Annotated in this window: 16 protein-coding genes and 1 pseudogene; 14 read left to right on the forward strand and 3 right to left on the reverse strand. The window is 61.4% G+C overall.

Annotation, left to right across the window (positions count from 1 at the left end; all coding sequences use genetic code 11):
• The first annotated feature begins 93 nt into the window (after positions 1-93).
• From nuoL to AB1792_05440, 4 genes are all read left to right on the forward strand, one after another.
• Positions 94-2,010, forward strand: coding sequence for an NADH-quinone oxidoreductase subunit L (gene nuoL / locus AB1792_05425; GenBank protein MEW5701652.1), 1,917 nt, complete (start codon positions 94-96; stop codon positions 2,008-2,010).
• Positions 2,011-2,169: 159 nt separating this feature from the next.
• Positions 2,170-3,642 carry an NADH-quinone oxidoreductase subunit M gene (locus AB1792_05430; protein MEW5701653.1) on the forward strand — a complete coding sequence of 491 codons (1,473 nt, stop codon included), beginning with the start codon at positions 2,170-2,172 and terminating at the stop codon, positions 3,640-3,642.
• Positions 3,643-3,816: 174 nt separating this feature from the next.
• Positions 3,817-4,143, forward strand: a complete 327-nt coding sequence (locus AB1792_05435; protein MEW5701654.1) for a GIY-YIG nuclease family protein — start codon at positions 3,817-3,819, stop codon at positions 4,141-4,143.
• Between the two features lie 160 nt (positions 4,144-4,303).
• The gene (locus tag AB1792_05440; protein MEW5701655.1) at positions 4,304-5,797 is read left to right on the forward strand and encodes an NADH-quinone oxidoreductase subunit N; all 1,494 of its coding nucleotides are present in this window, start codon (positions 4,304-4,306) and stop codon (positions 5,795-5,797) included.
• Positions 5,798-5,902: 105 nt separating this feature from the next.
• On the opposite strand, the gene AB1792_05445 is transcribed toward AB1792_05440, so the two are convergent.
• Complete coding sequence (locus AB1792_05445) at positions 5,903-6,553, reverse strand: hypothetical protein (GenBank protein MEW5701656.1); 651 nt, start codon at positions 6,551-6,553, stop codon at positions 5,903-5,905.
• A 30-nt stretch (positions 6,554-6,583) separates the two neighbouring features.
• Here AB1792_05445 and AB1792_05450 point away from each other — a divergent pair, with 30 nt between their 5' ends.
• The 4 genes from AB1792_05450 to AB1792_05465 all read left to right on the forward strand — a co-directional run bounded on the left by AB1792_05450 (position 6,584) and on the right by AB1792_05465 (position 12,207).
• A complete protein-coding gene (locus AB1792_05450; GenBank protein MEW5701657.1) occupies positions 6,584-7,102 on the forward strand; it encodes an iron-sulfur cluster assembly scaffold protein in 519 nt (172 codons plus the stop codon).
• A 226-nt stretch (positions 7,103-7,328) separates the two neighbouring features.
• Positions 7,329-8,438 carry a quinolinate synthase NadA gene (gene nadA, locus AB1792_05455; GenBank protein MEW5701658.1) on the forward strand — a complete coding sequence of 370 codons (1,110 nt, stop codon included), beginning with the start codon at positions 7,329-7,331 and terminating at the stop codon, positions 8,436-8,438.
• 187 nt (positions 8,439-8,625) lie between these two features.
• Positions 8,626-9,942 carry a vanadium-dependent haloperoxidase gene (locus AB1792_05460; GenBank protein MEW5701659.1) on the forward strand — a complete coding sequence of 439 codons (1,317 nt, stop codon included), beginning with the start codon at positions 8,626-8,628 and terminating at the stop codon, positions 9,940-9,942.
• 195 nt (positions 9,943-10,137) lie between these two features.
• Positions 10,138-12,207, forward strand: a complete 2,070-nt coding sequence (locus AB1792_05465) for a glycosyltransferase family 39 protein (GenBank protein MEW5701660.1) — start codon at positions 10,138-10,140, stop codon at positions 12,205-12,207.
• 64 nt (positions 12,208-12,271) lie between these two features.
• Here the strand turns inward: AB1792_05465 and AB1792_05470 are convergent, their stop codons facing one another.
• Together AB1792_05470 and AB1792_05475 are read right to left on the reverse strand one after the other, a co-directional pair.
• The gene (locus tag AB1792_05470) at positions 12,272-13,381 is read right to left on the reverse strand and encodes a hypothetical protein (protein ID MEW5701661.1); all 1,110 of its coding nucleotides are present in this window, start codon (positions 13,379-13,381) and stop codon (positions 12,272-12,274) included.
• Positions 13,382-13,383: 2 nt separating this feature from the next.
• On the reverse strand, positions 13,384-15,294 hold the full coding sequence (locus tag AB1792_05475; GenBank protein ID MEW5701662.1) for an APC family permease: 1,911 nt from the start codon (positions 15,292-15,294) through the stop codon (positions 13,384-13,386).
• A 222-nt stretch (positions 15,295-15,516) separates the two neighbouring features.
• Between AB1792_05475 and AB1792_05480 the strand changes: the two are divergent.
• The 6 genes and pseudogenes from AB1792_05480 to gyrB all read left to right on the forward strand — a co-directional run bounded on the left by AB1792_05480 (position 15,517) and on the right by gyrB (position 25,481).
• Positions 15,517-18,218 (forward strand): annotated as a pseudogene (locus AB1792_05480) (protein kinase).
• A gap of 141 nt (positions 18,219-18,359) precedes the next feature.
• Positions 18,360-19,094: a class I SAM-dependent methyltransferase gene (locus tag AB1792_05485; GenBank protein MEW5701663.1), complete on the forward strand. Its 735-nt coding sequence runs from the start codon at positions 18,360-18,362 to the stop codon at positions 19,092-19,094.
• 933 nt (positions 19,095-20,027) lie between these two features.
• Positions 20,028-21,443, forward strand: a complete 1,416-nt coding sequence (gene dnaA / locus AB1792_05490; GenBank protein ID MEW5701664.1) for a chromosomal replication initiator protein DnaA — start codon at positions 20,028-20,030, stop codon at positions 21,441-21,443.
• 343 nt (positions 21,444-21,786) lie between these two features.
• Positions 21,787-22,902 (forward strand): DNA polymerase III subunit beta, encoded by a 1,116-nt coding sequence (dnaN, locus tag AB1792_05495; protein MEW5701665.1) that lies wholly within the window; start codon positions 21,787-21,789, stop codon positions 22,900-22,902.
• Between the two features lie 156 nt (positions 22,903-23,058).
• On the forward strand, positions 23,059-23,397 hold the full coding sequence (locus AB1792_05500) for a DUF721 domain-containing protein (protein ID MEW5701666.1): 339 nt from the start codon (positions 23,059-23,061) through the stop codon (positions 23,395-23,397).
• A 146-nt stretch (positions 23,398-23,543) separates the two neighbouring features.
• Complete coding sequence (gene gyrB, locus AB1792_05505; GenBank protein MEW5701667.1) at positions 23,544-25,481, forward strand: DNA topoisomerase (ATP-hydrolyzing) subunit B; 1,938 nt, start codon at positions 23,544-23,546, stop codon at positions 25,479-25,481.
• Positions 25,482-25,496 lie beyond the last annotated feature (15 nt).

A 25,496-nucleotide genomic window follows, 5' to 3' on the forward strand; every position in this document is an offset into this window, starting at 1 on the left:
GAAACAGCAGATCCCTCGCTGCGCTCGGGATGACAGTACGGGGATTCGCTGAGACAGACAGGGGCAGGTTCACAGAGTAGAAGAGCAGTGTCCATGCTGGCATACGCCTGGCTCATACCGGTCTTTCCGCTTGTCGCGATGGTCGCCATCATGTTGGTGACGCACCGGAACCGCGCCTTGTCGGCGGGAATATCGATCACGGCGGTCTCGCTGTCCTTCCTCTGGGCGTGGGCGGTGGCATTGACGGTCTGGGGGAATCCCCAACCGCAGCGCTTCTATTTCGACTGGCTCAATCTGGGCCCATCGATGCATGTGTCGATCGGCATCCTGATCGACGGCCTGACGGCGATGATGCTGATCGTGGTCACCACCGTCGCGCTGATGGTGCAGATCTACTCGCTGGGGTACATGCACGGCGACAAGCTGTTCTCGCGCTACTATGCCTACTTGTCATTGTTCACGATGGCGATGTCGACGTTGGTGATCGCCGACAACTTCTTTTTGATGTTCGTCAGTTGGGAATTGGTCGGGCTGGCGTCGTACCTGTTGATCGGCTTCTGGTTCGAGAAGAAGTCCGCCGCCGATGCCGGCAAGAAGGCCTTCATCACCACGCGTCTCGGCGACCTCGGATTCATCATTGGTATGCTGATGCTCTACGTCGGATGCGAGACGCTGACGTTCGAAGGCGTATTTGCCGCGGTCGAAAGCGGCACGCTGCAGGGCGCCTTCCTGACCACGGCGGCGATCTTCCTTTTCATGGGGGCGGTCGGCAAATCGGCCCAGTTCCCATTGCATGTCTGGCTTCCCGATGCGATGGAGGGTCCGACGCCGGTGTCGGCATTGATCCACGCGGCCACGATGGTCGTGGCGGGCGTCTATCTGGTGGCGCGTTCCCTGACGATCTTCGTGGCGGCGCCGGTCGCCGCCGACGTCGTCGCCTGGATCGGCATCATCACCTCGCTGATGGCGGCCTCGATCGGCCTGGTGCAGAATGACATCAAGCGCGTGCTGGCGTATTCGACGGTTTCGCAGTTGGGCTACATGATCATGGCGCTGGGGCTCGGCGGCTTCACCGCCGGGACATTCCATCTGATGACCCACGCCTTCTTCAAGGCGTTGCTCTTCCTCGCCGCCGGGTCGGTCATTCACGCCGTGCACAGCAATGACATCCGTGACATGGGCGGCCTGCACGCGAAGATGAAGACGACCTCGACGACCTTCCTGATCGCGGCGCTGGCGATCGCGGGGATATTCCCCCTGTCGGGGTTCTGGTCGAAGGACGAGATCGTGGCGGCCACGCTGGGCAGGCCGGTGTTCACCGTGCTGACGCTTCTGGTCGCCTTCATGACCGCTTTCTACATGTTCCGTCTGTACTTCCTCACGTTTACCGGCAAGCCGCGTGACCAGCACAAGTTCGACCATGCCCACGAATCGCCGCGCACGATGACGGTCCCATTGATTGTCCTGGCGGTGTTGTCCGTGATTTCGGGATTCATCGGTCTGCCCTGGCTGCACAAGGGATTCTCGACCGTCGTGTATCACGGGCATCCGCACCATGGCGAGTTTCACATTCTATGGGCGGCGATCGCGCTGGCGATTGGCTTAAGCGGGATCGGGCTGGCCTATCTGATGTACTACAAGAAGTCGATCGATCCGGAACGTGTCCGTGCCGCGGCGGGTGGTGTGTACACAACGCTGTTGAACAAATACTACTTCGACGAGGCGTACGATGTCCTGTTCGTGCGCCCGTACTACGCCATGTGCCGGGGTTGGTTCTGGTTCGATCAGAAGATCATTGACGGGCTGGTCAACGGCTTTGGCGATCTCGGCGTGTTGTGGGGACGGGTCAACAAGTGGTTCGACGACACGTTTGTGGACGGCGCGGTCAACGGCATTGGCTGGCTGACGCGCGGCTTCGGCGCGACCATTCGTTACTTGCAGACCGGCCGGGTGCAGAACTACGCGTTCATCGTCTTTGCGGCGTTGGTGGTGATATGGTTGTTGCAGTGACCAGGTGAGAATCGGGAGGGCGAGGCTCCTGTTCATCCTGAGCGAAGCGAACGGGCCGATCCGATTGGAAAGAAACAGCAGATTCCTCGCTGCGCTCGGAATGACAAGGTCGGCTCGTTTTTCAAGAATGAGGACAAGAGACCCGAGGACGGTTCACAGATGATATCCGGCATTCTCTCGTGGATGATCTTCCTGCCGCTTGTCGGCATGGTGGTGATCATGCTTGTGCCCAAGGACAACCACCGCGCCATTCGCGGCGTGGCGTCGGTGGCGACGTTCTTGCCCCTGATCCTGTCGTTTGTCCTGCTGGCGGGGTATGACAGCTCGACGGCGGCGTTTCAGTTCGTGGAGAAGGCGGCGTGGATTCCGGCGCTCAACGTCAACTACCACCTCGGCGCGGATGGGATCTCGGTGCCGATGCTGTTTTTGACCGCGCTGTTGTCCTTCCTGGCGGCAATCGTCTCATTCAACATCACGACGAGGGTCAAGGAGTACTTTGCCTTCTATCTGCTTCTGACCACCGGCATGATGGGCGTCTTCGCCGCCTTGGATTTCTTTCTCTTTTATGTGTTCTGGGAGGTCATGCTGGTGCCGATGTACTTCTTGATCGGCATCTGGGGCGGACCGCGCAAGGAGTACGCGGCGATCAAGTTCTTCCTCTACACGCTCTTCGGCTCGATCTTCATGTTGGTGGCGATTCTGGCCTTGTATTTCACCTCGACGCCGCACACGCTGTCGATCATCGAGCACATCCAACGCGCGCCGCAGATGACGCACGGCTTCCAGATCTTCGCCTTTGTCTTCTTCTTCATCGCGTTTGCAATCAAGATCCCAACCCTGCCGTTCCACACCTGGTTGCCGGATGCCCATGTGGAAGCGCCGACCGCGGTGTCGGTGCTGCTGGCGGGAATTCTGCTGAAGATGGGGACCTACGGTTTGTTGCGCGTGTCGTTCCCGATGTTTCCCGAGGCCACCAAGTACTTTGCGCAGCCGATGGCGATCTTGGGGATGGCCGGGATCATCTATGGCGCCTTCGTCTGCATGGCGCAGACCGATCTGAAGAAGCTGGTGGCGTACTCGTCGGTCTCGCACATGGGGTACTGTCTGTTGGGGATGGCGGCGGTCGGCTCGGTGGCCGGGATATCGGGATGCATGTTCCAGATGGTGTCGCATGGGCTGATCACGGGGGCGCTGTTTATTCTGGTCGGCGTGATTTATGATCGCGCCCACACGCGCGACATCGACGCCTACGGCGGCATGTGGCTGAAGGTGCCGGTGTACTCCGGGATCATGGTGTTGTTCGTGCTGGGGTCGCTCGGATTGCCGGGATTGTCGGGGTTTGTCAGCGAGTTCATGGTGTTTCTGGGCGCCTTCCCCTATTTCAAGGTGATCGTGGCGCTGTCGGTGATCGGCGTGCTGTTGACCGCGGCGTACTTCCTGCGCATGATCCAGCGGATGTTCCTGGGGACCGTCGCCGGGCACACGGAGCATCTGACCGAGATCAACGCGCGGGAGATCTTCACGGTCGCGCCGCTGGCGATTCTGATGATCGCCATCGGCGTCTATCCGACGTTGCTGTCGGATTACATCAAGGAAACGATCGTCAACCTGGTGCACGTGATCGGGGCGTAGGCACTTGACAGGGATGTGACCTGAGACCCTGGAAATGAAGAACACACCACCCCACTGTCATTCTGAGGCGGCTCGCACGAAGTGCGGGATGCCGGAGAATCTGCTGTTCGACACGGTGAGAAAAAGCAGATTCTTCGCTTCGCTCAGAATGCTAGGGGTGGGGCATCGGCGGACATGAAGGAGTATTTCGTCTACATCATGGCAAGCCGATCACGGACGTTGTACACCGGAGTCACGAGCGACCTGACGCGACGGGTGTGGGAGCACCGGCACGCGGCAAGGGGTGGCTTCACAGCGAAGTACAAAGCCCACCGTCTCGTGTACTACCAGTCGACACCGAACATCTCTGCCGCGATTGCCCGAGAAAGACAGATCAAGGGCTGGCTGAGAGCACGAAAGATCGCACTGATTGAGTCCATCAATCCGACGTGGGAAGATCTTGCGCCCGACGACGTGGCCGTTGGAAAAAGAACAGCAGATTCTTCGCTTCGCTCAGAATGACGCTGCGGGAAGTGATGAGAGGCGACATGCGAAATCTCTTTCACCGTAAACCGATCCACTGTCATTCTGAGGCGGCTCGCACGAAGTGCGGGATGCCGAAGAATCTGCTGTTCGACACGGTGAGAAAAAGCAGATTCTTCGCTTCGCTCAGAATGACAGGATGGGGCGTCTGACATCCATGCCCTTCAACCTCTCCCAATTCTACGCCGACTGGGGCACGATCCTCCCCGAGTGCTTCCTGTTTCTCTGGGCGCTGGTGATTCTCGCCTGGGCGACCGGGACCCGCGATGAGAAGCCGGGGGGTTCCGGCCTCTTTGCGGCGCTGACGATCATCGGAGCCGTGATCACTGCCGTTTGGGTCGCCATGACCGCGGATGGCACCGCCTTCGGCGGGACATTCGTCTTCGACCGTCTGGCGGTGGTCTTCAAAGAGATCGTGCTCGGCACCGTGATCCTGACCGCCATGTCGTCTGTCGGCACAGTGGGACGGCTGCGGGCGCATCGCGGCGAATACTACGGCATGATCCTGTTTTCGGCGGTCGGGATGATGCTGATGGCCTCGGCGACCGAGCTTCTGCTGCTCTATGTATCGATCGAGCTGTCGACCATCGCCCTATTCGCGCTGGCGGCCTACCACAAGACCAATCGCAAGTCGGCCGAAGCGGGTCTGAAGTACGTGATCCTCGGCGGGATTTCCTCGGCGATCCTGCTGTATGGCGTCGCCTTACTCTATGGTCTGACCGGCACCACCGAGCTGGCGGCGATCCGCACGGCGGTCCTGCAAATGTACACAAGCACAGGTGTTTTTCCACCCGCGATGACGCTGGCGCTCATTCTGGTTGTTGCCGGATTCGGATTCAAACTGGCGCTGGCGCCGTTTCACATGTGGGCGCCCGATGTGTACGAGGGCGCGCCGACGCCGATCACCGCTTATCTGTCGGTTGCCTCCAAGGCGGCGGCGGTGGCGGCCTTCATCCGGGTCTTCTTCATCGGGTTGGAATCGGCGCAGTCGGTGTGGATTCAGGTGATCGCGGCCCTGGCGGCGCTGGCGATGATCGTCGGCAACGTCACCGCGATCGTGCAGACCAACATCAAGCGCATGCTGGCCTATTCCTCGGTGGCGCAGATCGGGTATGTGCTGGTCGGCGCGGTGGCGCTCGACACCTGGGGCGCCACGGCGATGTCGTTTTACATGATGGCGTACCTGTTCGCCAACATGGGCGCCTTCATCTGCGTGATCGCCTTTTCCGAACGCACCGGCTCGGATGAGATCGCGCACTATGATGGCCTGGCGCAGCGCTCGCCTGTGCTGGCGGCGTTCTTTACACTGTTCCTGTTGTCGTTGACCGGCATTCCGCCGACGGCGGGATTTTTGGCCAAGTACTATGTCTTCCTGGCGGCGATCAACGCCGACTACATGTGGCTGGTCATCATCGGCGTGGTGACATCGGTGATCGCGCTCTACTACTATGCCACCGTGATCCGCCGCATGTACTTCCCCGCCGAGGCGCCATCGGGTGGCGTGGCTTTGTCCCTTAGCTTGACGGTGGCATTGATTCTCTCGGCCGCCGGTGTCCTGTTCTTCGGCATTTTCCCCGGATCGTTCGTGGCGTTTATTCAGAACGCCGCGCAGATGCTGCTGGCGGGGATGTGACAATCCGGACAAGTGGCATTGATCCGTAGGGGCGTATGGCAATACGCCCCTACGGGGGATTCACTGTATCCGAGCGTCCCGACGGGCGAACACAGAGGTTCGCCCCTACTGGAGCACGGTGATCATCAGATGAAAACCGGTGTGGAGCGACGTGTGGCCGTCATTGGTGTTGTCGTTCGGCAGTTCCAAGTTGAGGAATACCTCGGGGGTCAAGCTGAAGTGCTTGTCGATGAACCACTCGATGGAGGCGGCCGGCTCAAGACTGAAGGTCAGGTGTGTCCCATCGTCAATGCCTGGATCTTGCATTGTGCCGCCCCAGTAGATCGGGTCGCAGTCACAATGGACGATGTCGGCATTGAGACGTCCCCCGAAGCGCACGTGGGCATTGTCATCCAGCGATGAACGTTGAAATGCGCCGACCGACAAGGGCACATCCCAGATTCTCCAAGTGTATACATCCTGACTGTGAACATTGATGCCGAGTTCGTAGTCCAATTCCCGGGTTGCGTAGTAGCGGATCACAAAGTCGCGGAAGCCAAGAGGATGGCTGAACGACACTTGGTCGTATTCCTGAAAACCGGGATCAATCTCGAGGACGCCCTTGCTCCAATTGCGTGTCCAGCCGCCCTGCATGCGCAGACCGATGCCGATTCTGTCGGTGGGATCGACATTCTCGGCGCTGGTCTGTGTGATGGACAACAGTAACACAAGACCGCAGAGGGCCGGTGCAGCCCACCGTGCGATTGTCCGGGACATGGCTGTCTCCTTTCGCTTGGGGATCGATGGATGCCGTCTGACGGCTCGGCCAATAAGTTGTACCGCGTAGGGCAGGTCAAGGATTCACCGGGGATTGCCGGGCGAACACACAGGTTCGCCCCTACTCAGCGCGGCGTGGAATTGCGTATTATGGGCAGGATGATGACGCTCCCCGACCGCGAGAACTTCGGTTACAACGCCACGGTGACCGATCATTTCCAGAACCCGCGCAACGCGGGGGATATGGAGGACCCGTCATGCGTGGGGATTGCGCGCAATTCGGAATGCGGCGATCTGCTGAAGTTGTATCTGAAAATCGACGGCGGCCGGATCGTGGCGGCAAAGTTCAAGACCTATGGTTGCGGCGCGGCGATTGCATCGTCGTCGATGCTGACCGAGTTGTTGATCGGCCGCACCGTCGCTGAAGCAACAGCGATAACGAATGTCGAGGTCGCGGAAGCCTTGGGGGGCCTTCCCGAACGCAAGTTGCATTGTTCGGTGTTGGCGCAAGAGGCGACGCGGGCGGCGATGGCGGATTGGGGATCGTAGGGGCACGGCGTGCCGTGCCCGCAGGGGGCTGAAAGTCGAAGATCCCGAGCGAAGCGAGGGACCTCCCTGTCCGCGAGCCGTAGCATCGTGGACAAGGGGCTTCAGCCCCTTAATGGCGGGCAGAGCCCGCCCTACAAGAGCCGGATGGATGGCAACCAAGAGTCGCATCGAAAGCGTAATGCAGAGGGAAACCGTCCGGCGGAGGCGCGAAATCGCCAGATCAACCATGAAGACCGCGACCCAACCAGATATCACCCTGGCATCTGCCTGCGCAACGGGTCTGTCGGAATCGGATCAGGGCACGGTCGCCCGCATCCGCGCCCAGATCGACCGCTGGGGCCAACGGCTGGTCATTCTCACGCATCATTACCAGCGCAAGGAGATCGTCCCGTTCGGCAACTTCGTCGGCGACTCGTACTACCTCTCCAAGATGGCGGCGCAGCAGGAAGCCGCGAAGCACATCATCTTCTGCGGCGTGCACTTCATGGCCGAGGCGGCGCGGATTCTCTGCCGTCCCGAGCAACGGGTCTACCTCCCCAATCTGCGCGCCGGATGTCCGATGGCCGACATGGCCGATGACCCGCAGGTTGAAGACGCCTGGGATTTCCTGGCGGAATTCTGCGACACGAAGGCGATCATCCCGATTTCATATATGAACACGTCGGCCTCGCTGAAGGCATTCACCGGCGCCAACGGCGGATTGATTTGCACGTCGTCCAATGCTGAGAAGGCATTTCGTTGGGCCTTCGCGCGAGGAGAGAAGGTCCTCTTCTTTCCCGACGAACACTTGGGCACGAATACGGCCAATCGGCTGGGGATTCCACGTGAACATCGGGTCATCTATGATCCGCTGCGGCCGCCGACTGATCCGGAGCCGTTTCGTCGCGCGCAGGTGATCCTGTGGAAGGGATTCTGCCACGTGCACACCAACTTCACGGTGGAACACATCGAGACGGCGCGGCGGAACTACCCCGGCGTGAAGATCGTGGTGCATCCGGAGTGCATGGAGGATGTCGTCGATCTGGCCGATGCGGTCGGCTCGACGGCGTTCATTTCGCAGTATGTCGCCGACCAGCCGCCGGGGTCGATCATCGCCATCGGCACCGAGATCAACCTGACCGCGCGTTTGGCTGACGAATACCCGGACAAGACGATCTTCGAATTGTCCGGGCAGAACTGCCCGCTGTGCGTGAACATGTTCCGCACTACATTAGAGGACCTGGCCGCCTGCCTCGAACAGTTGGGCGGAACCGCTCACGACAAAGCGATCTTCGTTCCCCCTGCCATTGCCCGCGACGCCAAGCTCGCGTTGGATCGGATGTTGGAACTCCGGTAGCGCGAGAACACAGCGGCCTTCCGCGATGATCGACTCTCCACCCTTTCCCGTTGGGGTTTTGAGGCGATCCGAGGTGCGGCGCTCACACGGCTGCTCCTGGACAGACGCCACGGCGATTTTCCTTGGTGCACAAAGATGAAAGACGTATCGTCTCAAGGGCTGGAAGTGGTCGATGGAGGGCCTGATCATGAGACACGGACATGGGATGGTCGTGGCGGCGGCGCTGATACTCAGTGTCGCCTGCGGTTTGATCGGTTGCAGCGATGAGCCGACGAAGCCGGCGAATGAACTGAAGAAGTACGACGCCGAAGTCGCCACCGCCTGGTTCGGGCTCATGAACGAGTTGGTGAAGAGCGAGGGGGTATTGGCACCGGCGGCGGCGCGCATCTATGGGTATGCCGGGGTGGCGCTGTATGAGTCGGTCGTGGGCGGGATGTCGACACACCGGTCGCTGATCGGGCAGCTCAATGAGTTGGACTCGCTGCCGCTGAGTAATCCGGAGAGCGCCTACCATTGGCCGGCGGTGGCGTCCAGCGCCCTGGCCGAGATCACGCGGCGCCTGTTCCCCGATGCGACCACTGCCGACAGCGCCGCGATCGCGAATCTGGAAGAGCGGTTCACGACCGAGTTTCGTCCGCAGGTCGGCCAGGCCATGTTCAATCGCTCGGTCTCGTTTGGACGGGCAGTGGGGACGGCGGTGTTCGACTGGGCGTTTACAGACGGCACGGCCCTCTTGAGCACCTGCACCTTCGTGCAGCCGGTCGGAACCGGACTGTGGGTGCCGACGCCGCCGGGGTATCTTCCCGCGCTCCTTCCCTGTTGGGGGGACTTGCGTCTGTTCGCTCTGAATGTACCAGCGGATTGCCAGCCCATCTCCCCGCCGCCGTATGATGAGAATCCGCAGTCGCCGTACTACGCCGAGACCCGTGAGGTCTACGACACCGTGAACAACCTGACGAATGATCAGCGCGACATCGCCCTCTATTGGTCCGATGAGTCGGGGACGTCCTTCACACCGCCGGGACACTGGATCGCGATCCTGGGCCAGGTCGTCGATACCAACGCCTATACGCTCGATATCGCGGTCGAGGCGTATGCGCGGCTGGGCATCGCGCTGGCCGATGCATTCATTTCCTGCTGGCGTACGAAGTTCCAATACAATTTGCTGCGGCCGATCACGGCGATCCGCGACTTTATGGATGAAACCTGGACGCCGCTGCTCATCACGCCGTCATTCCCGGAGTACACGTCCGAGCACTCGGTGCAGTCGGCGGCCGCGGCCCAGGTGTTGACCGATATGTTCGGGCACATGCCGTTTGTCGATCACACGCACGATGGTCGCGGGCTGGCGCCGCGTGACTTCAACTCGTTCTTCGATGCCGCCAATGAGGCGGCGGTCTCCTGTTTGTACGGCGGCATACACTTCCGTTCCGCGATCGCCAGGGGGCAGGAGCAGGGCATCTGCATCGGCCACCGCATCAGCGCGCTGGCATTCCGTCGGTAGCGGGTCTCTGAATCGACGCTGTCGAAACGAATGGGGCGAAAGACCATGTCGGGCAGACACGAGGGTCTGCCCCTACAATTGCATCGCGATGTGTTCGTAGGGGCGGCCCCCTGTGGCCGCCCGCTTCTTCGACACGCCCCACCGCCGGCGCACCCTGCCATTGGCACTGTCATCTGATCGCAGTATCTTCACACGGTGAACGGCACGGAAAAAGCCCGTCAGAGATCGGGGATCGCGGGTTCCTTTGCCGCGCAGGCGAGACGCCTGGCGGCATCGACGCAACGTCTGGGCCGATCTGCCCCCTGGCGACGATTGACATGGGGCGCAGTGGCGCAAGTCATCGTCGACGTTCTCGTCTACAGAATCTCGCTGGTGAGCGGAGGAAGCGCCGGCGCAAGTCACATCGTCTCCTTCGCCTTCGGCCTTCTTGTCTCCTCTCTGTGGATATCGACCGGCGTCCGCCGTTCGGTCCACGGAGTGCGCCCCGCGACCGTCGCCGTCCGCCTGGCGTATGTCGGGCTGGCCGCGCTCTTCCTCCGTGGCGGCATACTGGCCCTCGCGTCGAGGCACGAACCGGGGACAGCGTGGTTCGCCATCATTCCCGCGGCACTGGCGGCCGCCGCAATCACGGTCTCCGGGCAGGCGTTCATCGCCGCCGCGCATTCGCCGGCGCGGCTGCCGCGACGAACGCGGCGACGGTTGGTCATGGCCGCCGCGATCGTCTATCTGCTGGCTCTGCGTCTGGTTTACATCGGCGGTACGGAAGTCATTCCGGAAGAGGCATACTATTGGAACTATGCACAACATCTGGATTGGAGTTATCTCGATCATCCGCCGATGGTGGCCTGGATCATCGGGCTGGGCAGCGCCGTGTTCGGCGCCACCGCCTTCGGCGTGCGGATCGGCGCCTGGCTGTGCTGGCTTTTGACGGCGGGCTTTGCATTCGGGCTGGCACGGGAGTTGTTCGGCCGACCGGCGGCGACGGTGATGCTCTTTCTTGTGTCAGTGCTGCCGTTCTTCTTCGGGACCGCGCTGGTGATGACGCCGGATGCGCCGGTGACGGCGGCCTGGGCGGCGACATTGTACTTTCTCGCGCGCGCCTGTCTCAGAAATGACCGTGCGGCCTGGCTCGGCGCCGGCGTCTCACTGGGGTTGGGCCTACTATCCAAATACACGATCGCTCTGTTGATCCCGGCGACTATGTTGTTCATGCTGTGGGATGCGATGGCGCGCCTCTGGTGGCGGCGTCCGCAGCCATACCTGGCACTGGCTCTTGCCGGTGTGCTGTTTCTGCCGGTGATCTGGTGGAATTCACAGCACGATTGGGTATCGTTCCTGTTTCAGACAGCGGGCCGTCTGCAGGAAACGGCGCATTTCTCGCTGCATGAGCTTCTCGGTGCAGCGTTGGTGTTGCTCACACCGACCGGTCTTTGGGCGGCCGTCGTTGCCTTGGTCGCCGGCTTTGGCAAAGCGGGCGAACGAACAGATCCCTCACCCGATCCGCCTGCGGCGGATCGACCTCTCCCGGAGGGAGAGGTTATCACTCGCTTTCGTATTCCAGGGGCGGGGAGGAGTGCCGGAAGGCATCGGTTCATGGTGAGCTTCACGTTGGTGCCGCTGGCGGTGTTCACCATCTTCAGTCTGACACACCACACCAAGCTGAATTGGACCGGCCCGACCTGGCTGGCGGTGCTGCCGGCGGTGGCGGCGATGTTGACGTGTGGAAATGGGTCGGGGCGATGGCGGATGATTGTGCGGCGGCTGTGGACGCCGACCTGCGTCACGCTCGTGTTGCTCTACGGCGCGCTTCTGCACTATATCGCGGTCGGCTTTCCGGGGGTCCGCTATCCTGCGATCACCGCCGATGTCGCCGGATGGAGTAGTCTGCAAGAACAGGTCAGCGCAGTCGCCGATCGATTGACGACATCCACGAACCGGAAGCCGTTGATTGTCGGGACGGACCGGTATAACATCGCCAGCGAGCTGGCCTTCTATGGACATCCGGATGGGCCGCAACAAGTCGCCGGGCGGCATCTGTTCGATCAGAACGCGTTGATGTATCGCGACTGGTTTCCGGCGCGCCAACAGGAAGGCAAGAACATGATTCTGGTTGGGCGCAGACCGTCACAGCTTGAGACCGAGACGGTCGTGTCGCGGTTCGACAGTCTCGGCTCGGTCGATGCGTTGCCGGTGCGATGGAATGGTCAGGTGCTGCGGGAATACTACTATCGGGTCGGCTACGGATATCGACCCGGCGATCACTGACACTCATCGCATTGCCGTGGCGCAAGGAAGAACCCCACCCTTCGGGTGGGGCACAAGACATCGATCATGACAACTCCAATGCACAGACCGGGAAGGGGATGGTCTCGCGTAGCGTGGTCGCCTCGGACTCCCGGCGCACGATGAGGCGAACGTCGCTGAGGGGAACATCGCTGAGGCGGACATCGCCTTGGTGTCTCCACTCCTGTTCGGCCGGCCAGATGTCGGCGGCGCGTCCACGGCGGTGACAGAACGGCCTTTCGTGTGACGGCAATCGCTTCCATTCCGCTTCGGTCACATAGCATACAGCACGAACACCGTGGGCCCCGGCCCAATCCCGGTGAATCGCGATGCCATACGGCTCGAATGACCACCGCGACCAGCGCGTCCGCCAGCGCATCAGCGGCAACGACTGCCCCGGCGACAATGCGGTGAAGGCAACCATCGGGTGCTTGGCGCCGACACGCCAGGATGAGGCCCGGATTATCCCCTCACCGACGATGCGCGTCAATGTCGCCAAGGCCGAGCGGCAGTATATGTCGCCCGAGGCGACGAGATCGGCATAGTAGTCGGCGGCGCATTCGGCGGGCCAGGGACCGTGACGGGCGCGGGTCCAATGAATGAGAAAACCAGCACCCCAGTCATCGAACTGGGGATTGACGCGATCCCGATCGACGAGGGAACGCTCATGATGTGCTCGCGGATCGTAGGGGATGCGAAAGCGCTCATCGACAGTCTGGCCGGCGGACCGATACGCCATCAGTGAGTCAATCCGTCCGCCCGGACGAACGCTGACCGGCAGCAGGATGTCGGCATGCGAACTGATGAACTCATCACGTGCAGTCCACCATGTCTTGGGACGAGGGTGTTCCGATGGTGTGCCCAAGGAATGCCATCGCACCCGATCAAGATCCAGGACGAAATCATCGACGATTGTCTGCCGCGCTGTCTCATCACCGGGATGAGGAACGACGATTTCGAGCGACGCGCGCACCCGTGCCGCCGCCCAAGTCACCAGCTCCCACGTGTTCAGATCGACGCTGGAGATGATCGTCCACCCCTGTCGCGCGGCGTGGTCAACGGCGGCGATTGTCTGCCGGACCCAGAGCTCGTCGCCGACCGGCGTCTTGCTCTGGTGGGAGTTGAGGACCGCGACGCGGAACATGGCGCGCGACACGCTCACCGGCTCAGGTGGTAGGGGACGTTGATGACGATGCGATCCTTGCTGGTGTGGCCGCGCTGATAGAGAATCGCCTTCTTGATCAGATTGGCGGTCTGGTTGTGCAGGAATCGCTGCCAGGCACGGGCGGGGACAAACTCGGGGATCACCACCACCGCCAGGCCGCGGTGCGGATCGCGCTGATCGGCATGGTCCAAGTGTTCCAGGAGCGGAGTCAGTGTCGAACGATAGGGGGAGGGGAGGACCTCCAGTGGGACATCATGCCCCCAACGTTTCCAGTCCTTGCGGACACGGTCCACCGCGCCGGGCTCGACGTCGGCCATGACCGCGGTGACATCGCTGGTCATCGCCCGGGCGAATTGCAGAGCGGCGAGTGTACCGCGATGCATACCGGAGACCGGGACGACGACCTTCTGGTGCGGATGAGCGGCGGGGTTGGGCCAAGGCACCGGTTCCATACCGCCCAGCGACATCAGGCTTTGCACGTCCCGGTAGTGGCGCCGCACCGCCAGTGCCACGAACACATAGAGAGGGATGAGAAGCGTCACGATCCAGGCGCCGTGGAGGAACTTGGTGGCAATCAAGACGATCAGGGCGACGCCGGTCGCCGTGAAACCGAGCGAGTTGACGACGACCTTGATCCGCCAGCCGGGGCTTCGCGCCTTTAGCCAATGACGGACCATCCCCGCCTGCGACAGGGTGAAGGCCAAAAAGACGCCGACCGCATAGAGCGGAATCAGGGCATGCGTGTTGCCGCCAAAGAGAACAATCAGGACAGCCGCGACGGCCGCCAGCGAGAGGATTCCCGTGGTGTAAACCAGACGATCACCACGGTTGGCGAACTGGCGGGGCATGAACTGGTCGCCCGCCAGGATTGAGCTGAGACGCGGAAAACCGGCGAATGACGTGTTGGCCGCCAACAGCAGAATCAGCGCCGTGGCCACCTGTAATGCGAAGTACCACACGCCGGTGCCGAAGACGATGCGACCGATCTGGGAGACCACTGTCTCCTCGGCGCGGGGAACGATGGCGAGCGCCCGTCCGAGAAAGGTGATCCCGATGAACATCGTCGCGAGAATGGCGGCCATGATAATCAAAGTCCGTCCGGCATTGCGCGCCTCCGGCGGCCGGAACGCCGGCGTACCGTTGCTGATGGCCTCAATGCCGGTGAGGGCGGCGCATCCGGAGGCAAAGGCGCGCAACAGCAAAAACGGAGTCAGCACCTGCAGCCCGGCCGCCTCTCCGCCGGCGGTCGGAGCCGTCGCGGCACCGGAGAGCAACACATGGCGGGCCCCGGCGATCAGCAGGGCGAAGCCGACGAAGATGAACGCGTAGGTCGGTATCGCGAAGATCGCCCCGGATTCGCGCACGCCCCGCAGATTGCCCCAAGTCACAAAGGCAATGGTGCCCAGACCGATCAGGACCCGCCAGGGAAGCAGCGCGGGGAATGCCGAGGTGATGGCAGCCACACCGGCGGTCGTGCTGACGGCGACGGTCAGGATGTAGTCGATCTGCAGTGCACCCGCCGCGGTCAGCCCGGCCCCATTGCCGAGGTTGGCACGGGCCACGATGTAGGCCCCGCCGCCGGACGGGTAGGCGTGGATCGTCTGGAAATACGACATCGACACCAGGATCATCACGGCGACGATCGCGATCGCAATGGGAGGCGAGTAGACCAGCGCGGCGGTGCCGGCGACGATCAGCGCACGCATGATCTCCTCGGTGGCATAGGCGACCGACGACAGCGCATCGGACGAGAAGATCGCCAGCCCGCGGACCTTGGAGAGGCGCTCATGCGTCTCCCGCGCGCTGGGGATCGGGCTGCCGATCAGGAATTGGCGCAATTCGTCCAGCATCTGTGGGTGACGGGAGGGACGGCAGGGACGGAAACGGTCGCCGACCGGGGACATGGATCATCCCACGGCCATTCGCCGGTCGGCGCAGCAGTTGGAACGATAGCAGATCAGCCAACAAAGTCAAGCCGTCCCCGACATCGGCTCCACGGACGATGCCACCTAGCCACATGCTGCGTGGCGCCGGGTGCCCACACCCGGCGCTTCTGTCGGGTGAGGGCACCCGACAGCACAGCAATTCCCTGTGAAGACATCCCCCTGATTTGGTATTATTACCGCATGATCGGTCAGACAATCGCCCACTACAAGATTCTCGGACGGATCGCCGCCGGCGGCATGGGGGTGGTTTACAAGGCGGAGGACACCAAGCTGGGACGGATCGTGGCGCTGAAGTTCCTGCCGCCCTATGCCATCGACAGCGAGGAAGATCGGATTCGGTTTCTGAATGAGGCCCAGGCCGCCGCGTCCCTGGATCATCCCAACATCTGTACGATCCATGAGATCAACGAGGCCGACGGCCATCACTTCATCGCGATGGCGTTCATCGACGGCCCGAGCTTGAAGGAGAAGATCCACGAGGGGCCGTTGCCGATCGGCGAGGCGGTCGACATCGCCGCGCAGGTCGCCGCCGGGTTGGGACGGGCCCACGAAAAGGGGATCATCACCGCGACATCAAGCCCGCCAACATCCTGATCACCACCGACGGCATCGCCAAGGTCTGCGACTTCGGGTTGGCCAAATCGGGGATCTCCAAGAAGGTGACGCGGACCGGGAGCACGATCGGCACGGCGGCCTACATGTCGCCAGAACAGGCGCGCTCCGAGGTGGTCGATCACCGCACCGACATCTGGTCCTTGGGCGCCATTCTCTATGAGATGCTCGCCGGGCGCCCGCCGTTTTTCGCCGACCACGAGGCGGTGGTGATCTACTCCATCCTCCATGAGGCGTTTCCGCCGTTGGCCGAATTGCGGCCGGATGTGCCGCCCGCGCTGCAGAAGATCGTGGAGCGGGCGCTGGCCAAGAATGTCGCCGAACGCTACCAAGGCATGGCGGAGCTGCAGAGCGACCTGAGGGCTTTGGGGAGCGAGATCCCCAAAACGGAGATCGCCATCCCCGCCCCGGAGATGACTCCCGAACCAGCGGCTGCTGTCGCGCCGAAGTCCCCGGCTCAACCACCGGCGACACCGCATGTGAAGAAGAAATCTCGCGGCCTGTGGATCGGCATTGCCGCCGCTGTCGTGATTGTGGTGGCGGCACTGGCGGTGATGAAATCGATCGCCCCGAAACCGGAAACCGTTCCGGAAGTGGCATCAACGGAGGATTCGACCACGACGGGCAGCGAGCCCGACACGGTGGCCACGGCCACAGAGGTCAGAGCGCCGACGATTCCGGTCGTGGCGGTCTTGTATATGGAGAACCTCAGTGGAGACAAGACCGAGGATTTCTTCGCCGCCGGTATGACCGAGGACATCATCATCGACTTGTCCAACCTGCGCAACCTGCGTGTGCTGTCGCGTCTCGATGTGGCACGATTCCGGGGAAAGTCGCTGAGCGTCGGCGAGATGGGAAAGAACCTGAAAGCGGACTACCTCTTGGAAGGATCGGTGCGGCGCGAGAACAAGCAGCTTCGCATGACCGTGCAGTTGCACCGGGTCGACAGCGCCCGGACCGTTTGGGCACAGCGCTTCGATCGACCCGCAACGGACATCTTCGCGGTGCAGACGGAGATCGCCGATTCGGTGGCGGCGGCCCTGGCAGTGCAGATCAATGCGACGGAGCAGGCGCAAATGACGCGTGTGCCGACCGCCAATATGGACGCGTATGATTACTACCTGAAGGGACGGCAATTCCTCGACGCGCGTTCGAAGGAAGACAATGCCCAGGCCGAGAAGATGTTCCGGAAGGCGATGTCTCTGGACGGTTCCTTTGTCCTCGCCTCGATCGGCCTGGCGGCCACATACCTGCAGCGTGTCGACTGGTGGATCGACACCGACCCGAAATGGCTGGCGGAGGCCGCCAAGATCCTCGACCGCAGCGCCGCCATCGATACGACATCACCGGAGTACTGTCTCGAGCGTGCCACGTTGAACCAGTTGCGCGGCGATTACCCCGCCGCGGTGCTGATGGCGCGACGAGCCGTGGGACTACGCCCCCTCGATCCGAAACCGCATTATCTATTGGGCTTGAACCTCTACATGGACACGCGGCCGGATGAAGCGGACCGGGAATTCCGGCGCGCCATCGAGCTTTTGCCGTCGTATCCCGAGCCCTACTGGTGGCGGGCGATGATCGCCGGCTGGGCGGGGAGAACGCGTGACGCCGAACGCCTCCTCGGCAAGGCGCTCGAACTGGGCCCCGCCGCCGCCCATCTGCGTTGGTTCGCGGCCCGATTCGCGCTCGCCCGCGGCGACTCGGCCCAGGCATTCCAGCAAATCCAGAGAGCGATCGAACTGAAGCCGAAGACGCCGCTCTTCGTCGGTTGGAGCGGGATCATCGAGCTCTGGAACCGCCAACTCGACTTGGCCATCAAACACATCAAGGACGCCGCCGAGGAGAGCAACAACCCCGAACTGCTCCATTTTCTCGGCTGGGCCTACCGTCTGAATGGAAAGGATAGGCAGGCCGAAAAGGCGTTTCGCACCGGCCTGAAACTGGACCGGGAGAGATTGCAGAGCGACTCGGCCGATCTCGACGTTGCCTACCGCGTTTTGCTGACACGCTGCCTGCTCGGCGAGTTGACCGATCCAGCGGCAGAGTTGGACCGACTGGGGAAGGTCGGCAAGAAGACCATCGATCCTACGTTGCGCACCTATTCCGCCGCCGTCGCCCATGCGGCCGTGGGAAATGCCGATGGCGCCCTGGAATCGATCCAAAAAGTCCAATCCGCCAAAGTGTATGCGCCGGCGTACATCGCCGCCGATCCGCGATTCGATTCCCTCAAGGATGATCCCCGCTTCCGCAAGGCGCTGGGACTGCCGTAACTCCCGCCGCGGCTGACGCCGCGGGCTATGTTCTTCGGCCCCACCGGGGCCATTTCTTTGCGACCGGGGAGGGCGATGGTGGACTTCCAGCAAGCGATGTTTTATCGTCCGCCGGCCCGCCCGAGGCGGACAAGCCCTGCGATGAACCGCGAACTCAACAATGCCATCCGCTGGGTACTGGAGAACTTTCTGCCGGCGATGATCCGGGACCGGAAGTGGTTCATCAATCCCTTGATGCGGCTGTACTTCGGCAGGAATTGGCGAACATATGCGCACTTCAAGGCCGATGCGGTGAAGATGACTTCGGAGGACTTCGCGCGGGTCTATGCCGGTATCAAGTTGCCCAGTGCCATGCGCCGGCCGACCGACTCTAATGAAGCATGTGTGCGGCAGATCTTGGCCGATGTTCGTCCCTATCAAAGTGTTCTGGATGCCGGTTGCGGACGTGGCTTCCTGGTCGGGCAGATCGCCCAGGTCGTTCCGCACGTTGCCGGGGCGGACATTTTCCTGCAGCCGGGCCTGGCGGCCAAGTACCCCCAAGTCCGCTTTGAACAGGCGGATGTCGGCGCCCTGCCCTTTGCCGACAAGTCCTTCGATGCAGTCGTCTCGACCCACACGCTGGAGCATGTCCGGGACCTCGATTTGGCGATGGCGGAACTGCGTCGCGTCGCGCGCCATTTGGTCATCGTGGTGGTACCCCGGGAACGACCCTATCGGGAGACGCTGAATCTCCACCTCCATTTCTTCCCCTACGTCGAGAGCTTTCCCATCGCCATCAAAGCCGGCCCGCGCGATTTCGACTGCTTTGAGCTGGGCGGCGACATCTACTACAGGGAACGGCTGCCGGTCCAAGGCGGCTCGGCCCAAGAGCCGTGATCTGAAGGTCTCCCTGGCAGGCTGCTGAAAAAGGCCAATCCATGTCATTCTGAGTCCCGCCGCTGTTGGGCGGGGCTGGCCCGCCACAGGCGGATGGAAATCTGCTGTCGGTTTCATAGGTAGAAACAGCACATCCCTCGTCCGCCAAAGGCGGACTCGGGGTGACAATGGTCGGACAGATCCGCATTTCTTGGGTTTTTCAGCAACCTGCGAGGGAACTTACCCGTCTCGTTTCCGTTGGTCGACGCCTCCGTTTCGACCTGGTTCAAGGCGAGATGTTGTTCGTGTGCTCAATGTGAGCGGGGAGCCACATCATCCCCACTGCGGGGGTGATTGCCCCGGGGGCGGGACATATAGAGGGGGTAGAATCAGGGCTCGATCAAGCAGTACATCTTCGCAGAGAGAACTTCCTACGAGGAGCATGCGGTTGGGCGATTTGGTCTCGTCTCAAAACAGAGTACGTAAGCGATTACACCTCAATCGGAAATCACACAGGCACAATTCACACCGGCTGCTGACCCTCCTTCCCATGGCAGGTGTCTCGTTCTGTTAAAGTAGATTCTCATCGGTGCAAGGCATTGATCAGTAACCGGGAAGATCGAGTCACTCGGCAACGGCGTGAAACTGCTTGACTTGGAACCCGGCGCGCAACACCATCCGTCGGTAGAACTTGTTGTACCGTAATGCGTTATGATAATGTTGGCAACTTCGGGGATGGGTCGGATTGCTTTGTGAGACAACGGAGTACGTGATCGGTCTTCATGTGGATAGGTCGTTGACAAGCCAGAAGCCCTGTCGCTCTAACATGTGACCGTTCTTAATGTTATCCGTGCTTTGCCCATGTGGACAAGGGTGTGGGCAAGCGGGATGGCGCACGTCTTCATTTCACGGCCTAACGTGTCGGCGTTGTGACCTCACTGACGGGAGCTCGCGATGGGAATAGAGAATGCAGCGATCTGGAAGGAGTGCTTGGGGCACATTGAAAACCAGATCGGCACCGAGAACTTCTACACCTGGCTGGCGTGTTCTGAACTCATTGAAATTGAAGGCGACACTGCCGCCATAGCGCTGCCGAATCGATTCGTCGCCGATTGGGTCCGCAAACGCTACAGCGGTCTGATCGATGAAACGCTGGCCAAGGTCACCGGGGCCACACGACGTCACCGGCTGGAGATCCGTCCCAACGGGAACGGCGACGGGTCGGCGGAGTCTCCCGGTCACCCGGTGTCGACCGACGGGGACGATTCGGAGTTGCGCACACAGTACTTGGATCGCGCCGCGGCGGAACGGGCAATTGTCGAGGCGAGAACCACAGCCCAGCTCAATCCGCGATTCAACTTTGAGAGTTTCGTTGTCGGGCAATCCAATCAGTTGGCCCATGCGGCCGCCTTGGCCGTCTCCGAGATGCCGGGTCGGACGCGTTACAACCCGCTCTGCATCTACGGCTCCGTGGGTCTTGGTAAGACACACCTCGCGCAGGCGATCGGCAACGCCGTGCTGGAGAATTGCCCCGGAGCCAGCGTCCTCTATGTAACCTCGGAGAAGTTCACCAACGACTTCATTGATTCGCTGTCGCGGCGGACGACATCGGCGTTTGTCACGCGCTACCGTTCGGTCGACGTACTCCTGATCGACGACATTCAGTTCTTCGCCGGAAAGGAGTCCACCCAAGAGCAGTTCTTCCACACGTTCAACACGCTGCACCAGAACGCGCGCCAGATCGTCCTGACGGCGGACCGGGCGCCGCGCGACATCAAGGGGCTGGAGGAACGCCTCTTATCGCGCTTTCAATGGGGGTTGGCGGCGGACATCCGCCCGCCCGATTTTGAAACGCGCATGGCGATCCTGCAGAAGAAGTTGGAGGGGGAAGACATCATCCTGCCGCCGGATGTCCTGACCCATGTGGCCCGCTTTGCCCAAGCCAACATTCGTGAGCTGGAGGGGGCTTTGGTACACCTCCTGGCGGTCAGTTCCCTGAGCGGGACGCCGGTTACCCTGGAGACGGCGCAGACAGTGCTGCGCGACACGCTCTCACCGGCACGCAAGCCGATCACAATCAAGGCAATCAACGGCGTCGTGGCCGCCTCCTTCGGCGTCGAGGAGCCAGTGCTCTCCTCCAAGCGGCGGACTCAAGACGTCGCCATGGCGCGCCAGGTGGCCATGTATCTGGCGCGAACCCTAACCAGCATGTCCCTGAAAGCGATCGGAGCCGAGTACGGTGGCCGCGACCATTCGACGGTCATCCATGGTGTGAACGTGATCCGGGACGCCCTGAAGACCGACGCGGAGTTGAAGCTCCGCGTCGACCACGCGATCACGGCCTTGCATGGCGCTGCGACCAACGCATGAGCGCCGCGGCCGCGTATCACCCTCGTCCCTCCACGTACAGGTGGCAAGCAGCAGAAGGTGCACACAGGAGCACGGGAGAATTCTGTTGACGACGGTTGGAGAATAGGGATACCCTACGTCTCCAGGGCTGGAATTTTCACGTTGTCTTTGCAGACCCACACGCTCATCCACATGCAGAGGAAACCCAGATTCTAATGACTGAGAACGCAATACGAGGTTGCTGTCCGTCATTTCCCCATCTTCAACAGCATGATGGCTATTACTCTATTTTGAAAGAGAATGACTCTACTGCTCTTCCGCTGTGGGTTCTTCTCTGGAGATGCGGTCGAGGAGGTCCAGACCAATGAAATTCACAGTCAAACGGGATGAACTGGCGGAGAAACTGCAGGCTGTTCTCTCGGTGATCTCCACGCGGACGACATTGCCGATTTTGGGGAATGTTCTTCTGAATGCAGAGGGTGAGCGTCTATCTCTGGCGGCCACCGACCTGGATATGTCGATCACCGGCCATGTGCCGGCCCGTGTGGCGAAGCCGGGTGTGACAACGGTGCCGGCGCGAACGCTGGCAGAGATGGTGCGTGAGCTGGCGGACGAGGACATCCACCTCACGGTCACAAACAACCGCATGGAGATCAAATCCGCGCACGGTGTCTATCGCATGAGCGGGCTCTCGGCCGATGAGTTTCCGCGTCTCCCCGGGCTCCCGGCCGGGGGTGGTGTCGCCATACCGACGGATGAACTGCGCGCGATGGTGCAACGCACGGCATACGCGGTCTCCAGCGATGAAACCCGTCCGGCGCTGAATGGCGTTCTGTGGCATGCGGCGGGAGATGTGATGCACATGGTGGCGACCGATGGGCACCGTCTGGCGCGGGTCACTGCATCTGCCAACCGCCTGTCGGGGCTGAAAGATGAGCTCATTCTGCCGCCCAAGGCATTGTCGCTCGTGGTGAAGATGGTGGGGGAGAATGACAGTGAGGTCATCGTTCTGTTTGGCGAGAAGAACATTGTCTTCCGCGTCGGCGACATCGTGATCACTTCGCGATTGATCGAGGGACCGTATCCGAATTACATGCAGGTGATTCCGAAGGAGAACGACAAGCTGTTGCGGGTCGATGCCGGGACCTTGGCGGCGGCAGTGCGACGGGTGGCCGTGCTCTCGAACACGCTCACGCGCCAGGTACGCTTCTCCCTGTCGGCGGCCGGGATCGAGCTGTCCGCCACCAATCAGGATGTGGGTGGCGAAGCGCGGGAGACGGTCGCCTGTCACTACGAAGGGGATGATCTCGAGATCGGGTACAATGCGCATTACATCTTGGACATGCTGAAGAACTTCGACCCGGGCGAAGTGGTTTTCCGTTTTTCCACATCGATTGCCGCAGCGCTGGTTCATTCGGCCGATGAGGCCCAGAAGGACAAGTACCTTTGTCTGGTGATGCCGTTACGTCTGGCAGATTGAGACGGGGCGGTCGGAATCACCCCGTCGCCCGTTAATCCGTTGTAGTATAAACACTTACCGGGCCGCCGGCGGGGTAATTGACCTTGCCGTCGGCAGAATCTCTTTGTAACTTATAGAGTTAGGCCGACTGCCTTGGCGGCGTTCGGAGGGGTTGGCGTGGGCAAACCGACGGCGATTGGCACGATTCTCAGGCAACGTCTCGCGGCCTTGGGCGTCGCGCGACGTGTCAAGGAAGCGTCGGTCGAGACACGCTGGGCCGAGGTGGTGGGACCGGAGATCGCGGCGCACACTCACGTTGCCAAACTGGAAGCGGGCCGACTGATTGTCTCGGTCGATGAGCCCGCCTGGCGGCAAGAATTGTTGTACCAGAGGGAGGCGATTGTCGCGAAGTTGAACCGGGATGTCGGGGAGGATGAGACGATCGTCAGGGAGATTCTATTCACCGGACCGGAGATCGCGAGACGAAAAGCAGATTCCTCGCTGCGCTCGGAATGACGGCGGTGCTGCGCGTCCCAGTGGCGGGGTTTGTCATGGATACAGCCTCGCACTAAACGCATGTCATGCTGAGCGAAGCGAAGCATCTGCTGTCTTATGAAGACCACCGACATCCGTAGCAACGCTTGACGCAAGGAAGGCATTCGATGACGGAGATAGTTGAGACACCGAACGCAGCGGCGACGGTCGGCTACGAGGCCAAGGACATCCAGGTCCTCAAGGGGCTGGAGGCGGTGCGTCGCCGGCCGGCGATGTACATCGGCGATGTCGGCCCGCGCGGATTGCACCACCTCGTGCACGAGGTGGTCGACAACTCGATCGACGAGGCGATGGCCGGGTTCTGCGACCGGATTCAGGTCGTGCTCAAGCGCGATGGATCGGTCGAGGTCACCGACAACGGGCGCGGCATTCCGGTCGACATGCATCCCACCCAGAAGAAGCCGGCGCTGGAAGTCGTGATGACGATGCTGCACGCCGGCGGCAAGTTCGACCACCAGACCTACAAGGTGTCGGGCGGGTTGCATGGCGTCGGCGTCTCGGTGGTCAATGCGCTGTCGAGCGAGTGCACGGTGGAGGTGTTCCGCGACGGCGTGATCCACCGGCAATCGTATGTGCGCGGCGAGCCGACCGGCGCGGTCGAGAAGGGCGGCAAGACCAAACAGACCGGGACGCGCACCACCTTCAAGCCCGATCCGGAGGTGTTCAAGAAGACCGCGTTTGCGTTCGATGTGCTGGCGGCGCGTCTACGCGAGCTGGCCTATCTGAACCGCGGCATCAAAATCGAGCTCTCCGAGGAAACGACCGACCGCAAGCTGGTCTTTCATTACACCGGCGGGTTGGCGGCGTTTGTGGAGTATCTGAACGAGAACAAGCAGCCGTTGTTCAAGAAGCCGGTGGTGGTCGAGCGGACCCGCGAGGATGTGCAGATCGACGTGGCCTTGCAGTACAACGATGGCTATCAGGAGAACATATTCAGCTTCGTGAATAACATTCCCACGATCGAGGGAGGCACGCACCTGGTCGGGTTCAAGACGGCGTTGACTCGTTCGATCAACAACTACGCCACCAAGAACAACCTGCTCAAGAACGTCACCTTCACGATTCAGGGCGAGGACACGCGCGAGGGGCTGACCGCGGTGATCGCGGTCAAGGTCCCCGATCCGCAATTTGAGGGGCAGACCAAGACCAAGCTCGGCAATTCGGAAGTGAAGGGGATTGTCGAGTCGGCGGTCGGCGAGGCGCTGTCGGAGTTCTTCGAGGAGAATCCGCCGACGGCGCGCAAGATCGTCGAGAAGATCATCACCGCCGGACAGGCGCGTGAGGCGGCGCGCAAGGCGCGCGATTTGACCCGTCGTAAGACCGCTCTGGAATCGGGTGGATTACCGGGGAAGCTGGCCGACTGCGCGCTCGATGATCCGGAGTCGTGCGAGATCTTCATCGTCGAGGGCGACTCGGCGGGCGGGAATGCCAAACAGGGACGCGACCGGAAATTCCAGGCGATCCTGCCGCTGAAGGGGAAAATCCTCAATGTCGAGAAGGCGCGCGTGGATCGGATTCTGTCCAATGAAGAAATCCGCACGATGATCACCGCGCTCGGCGCCGGGTTCGGCGAATCGTTCGATCCGACCAAGTCGCGCTATGGCAAGATCATCATCATGACCGATGCCGACATCGATGGGTCACACATCCGCACGCTGCTTCTGACCTTCTTCTTCCGCCACATGAAAGAGCTGGTCGAGCAGGGACGGGTGTATATCGCGCAGCCGCCGCTATTCCGCGTGAAGAAGGCGACCAAGGAAGTGTACGCCTACTCCGATGATGAGAAGGATCGCTTGGTGCGCGAACTCGGCGGCGAGAAGGGAATCGGCGTCGGCCTGCAGCGCTACAAAGGCCTGGGCGAGATGAACCCGGAGCAGCTCTGGAAGACGACGATGGACCCGGAGACGCGCACCCTCCTGCAGGTCTCCATGGAAGACGCCACCGAGGCCGATCATGTCTTCACGATGCTGATGGGCGACGAGGTCGAGCCGCGCCGCCGCTTCATCGAGGCGAACGCGAAGTATGTGCGGAATTTGGATGTGTAGACACCATTCTGCCTT

The organism is Candidatus Zixiibacteriota bacterium (assembly GCA_040752595.1).
GTDB lineage: Bacteria > Zixibacteria > MSB-5A5 > WJJR01 > WJJR01 > JACQFV01.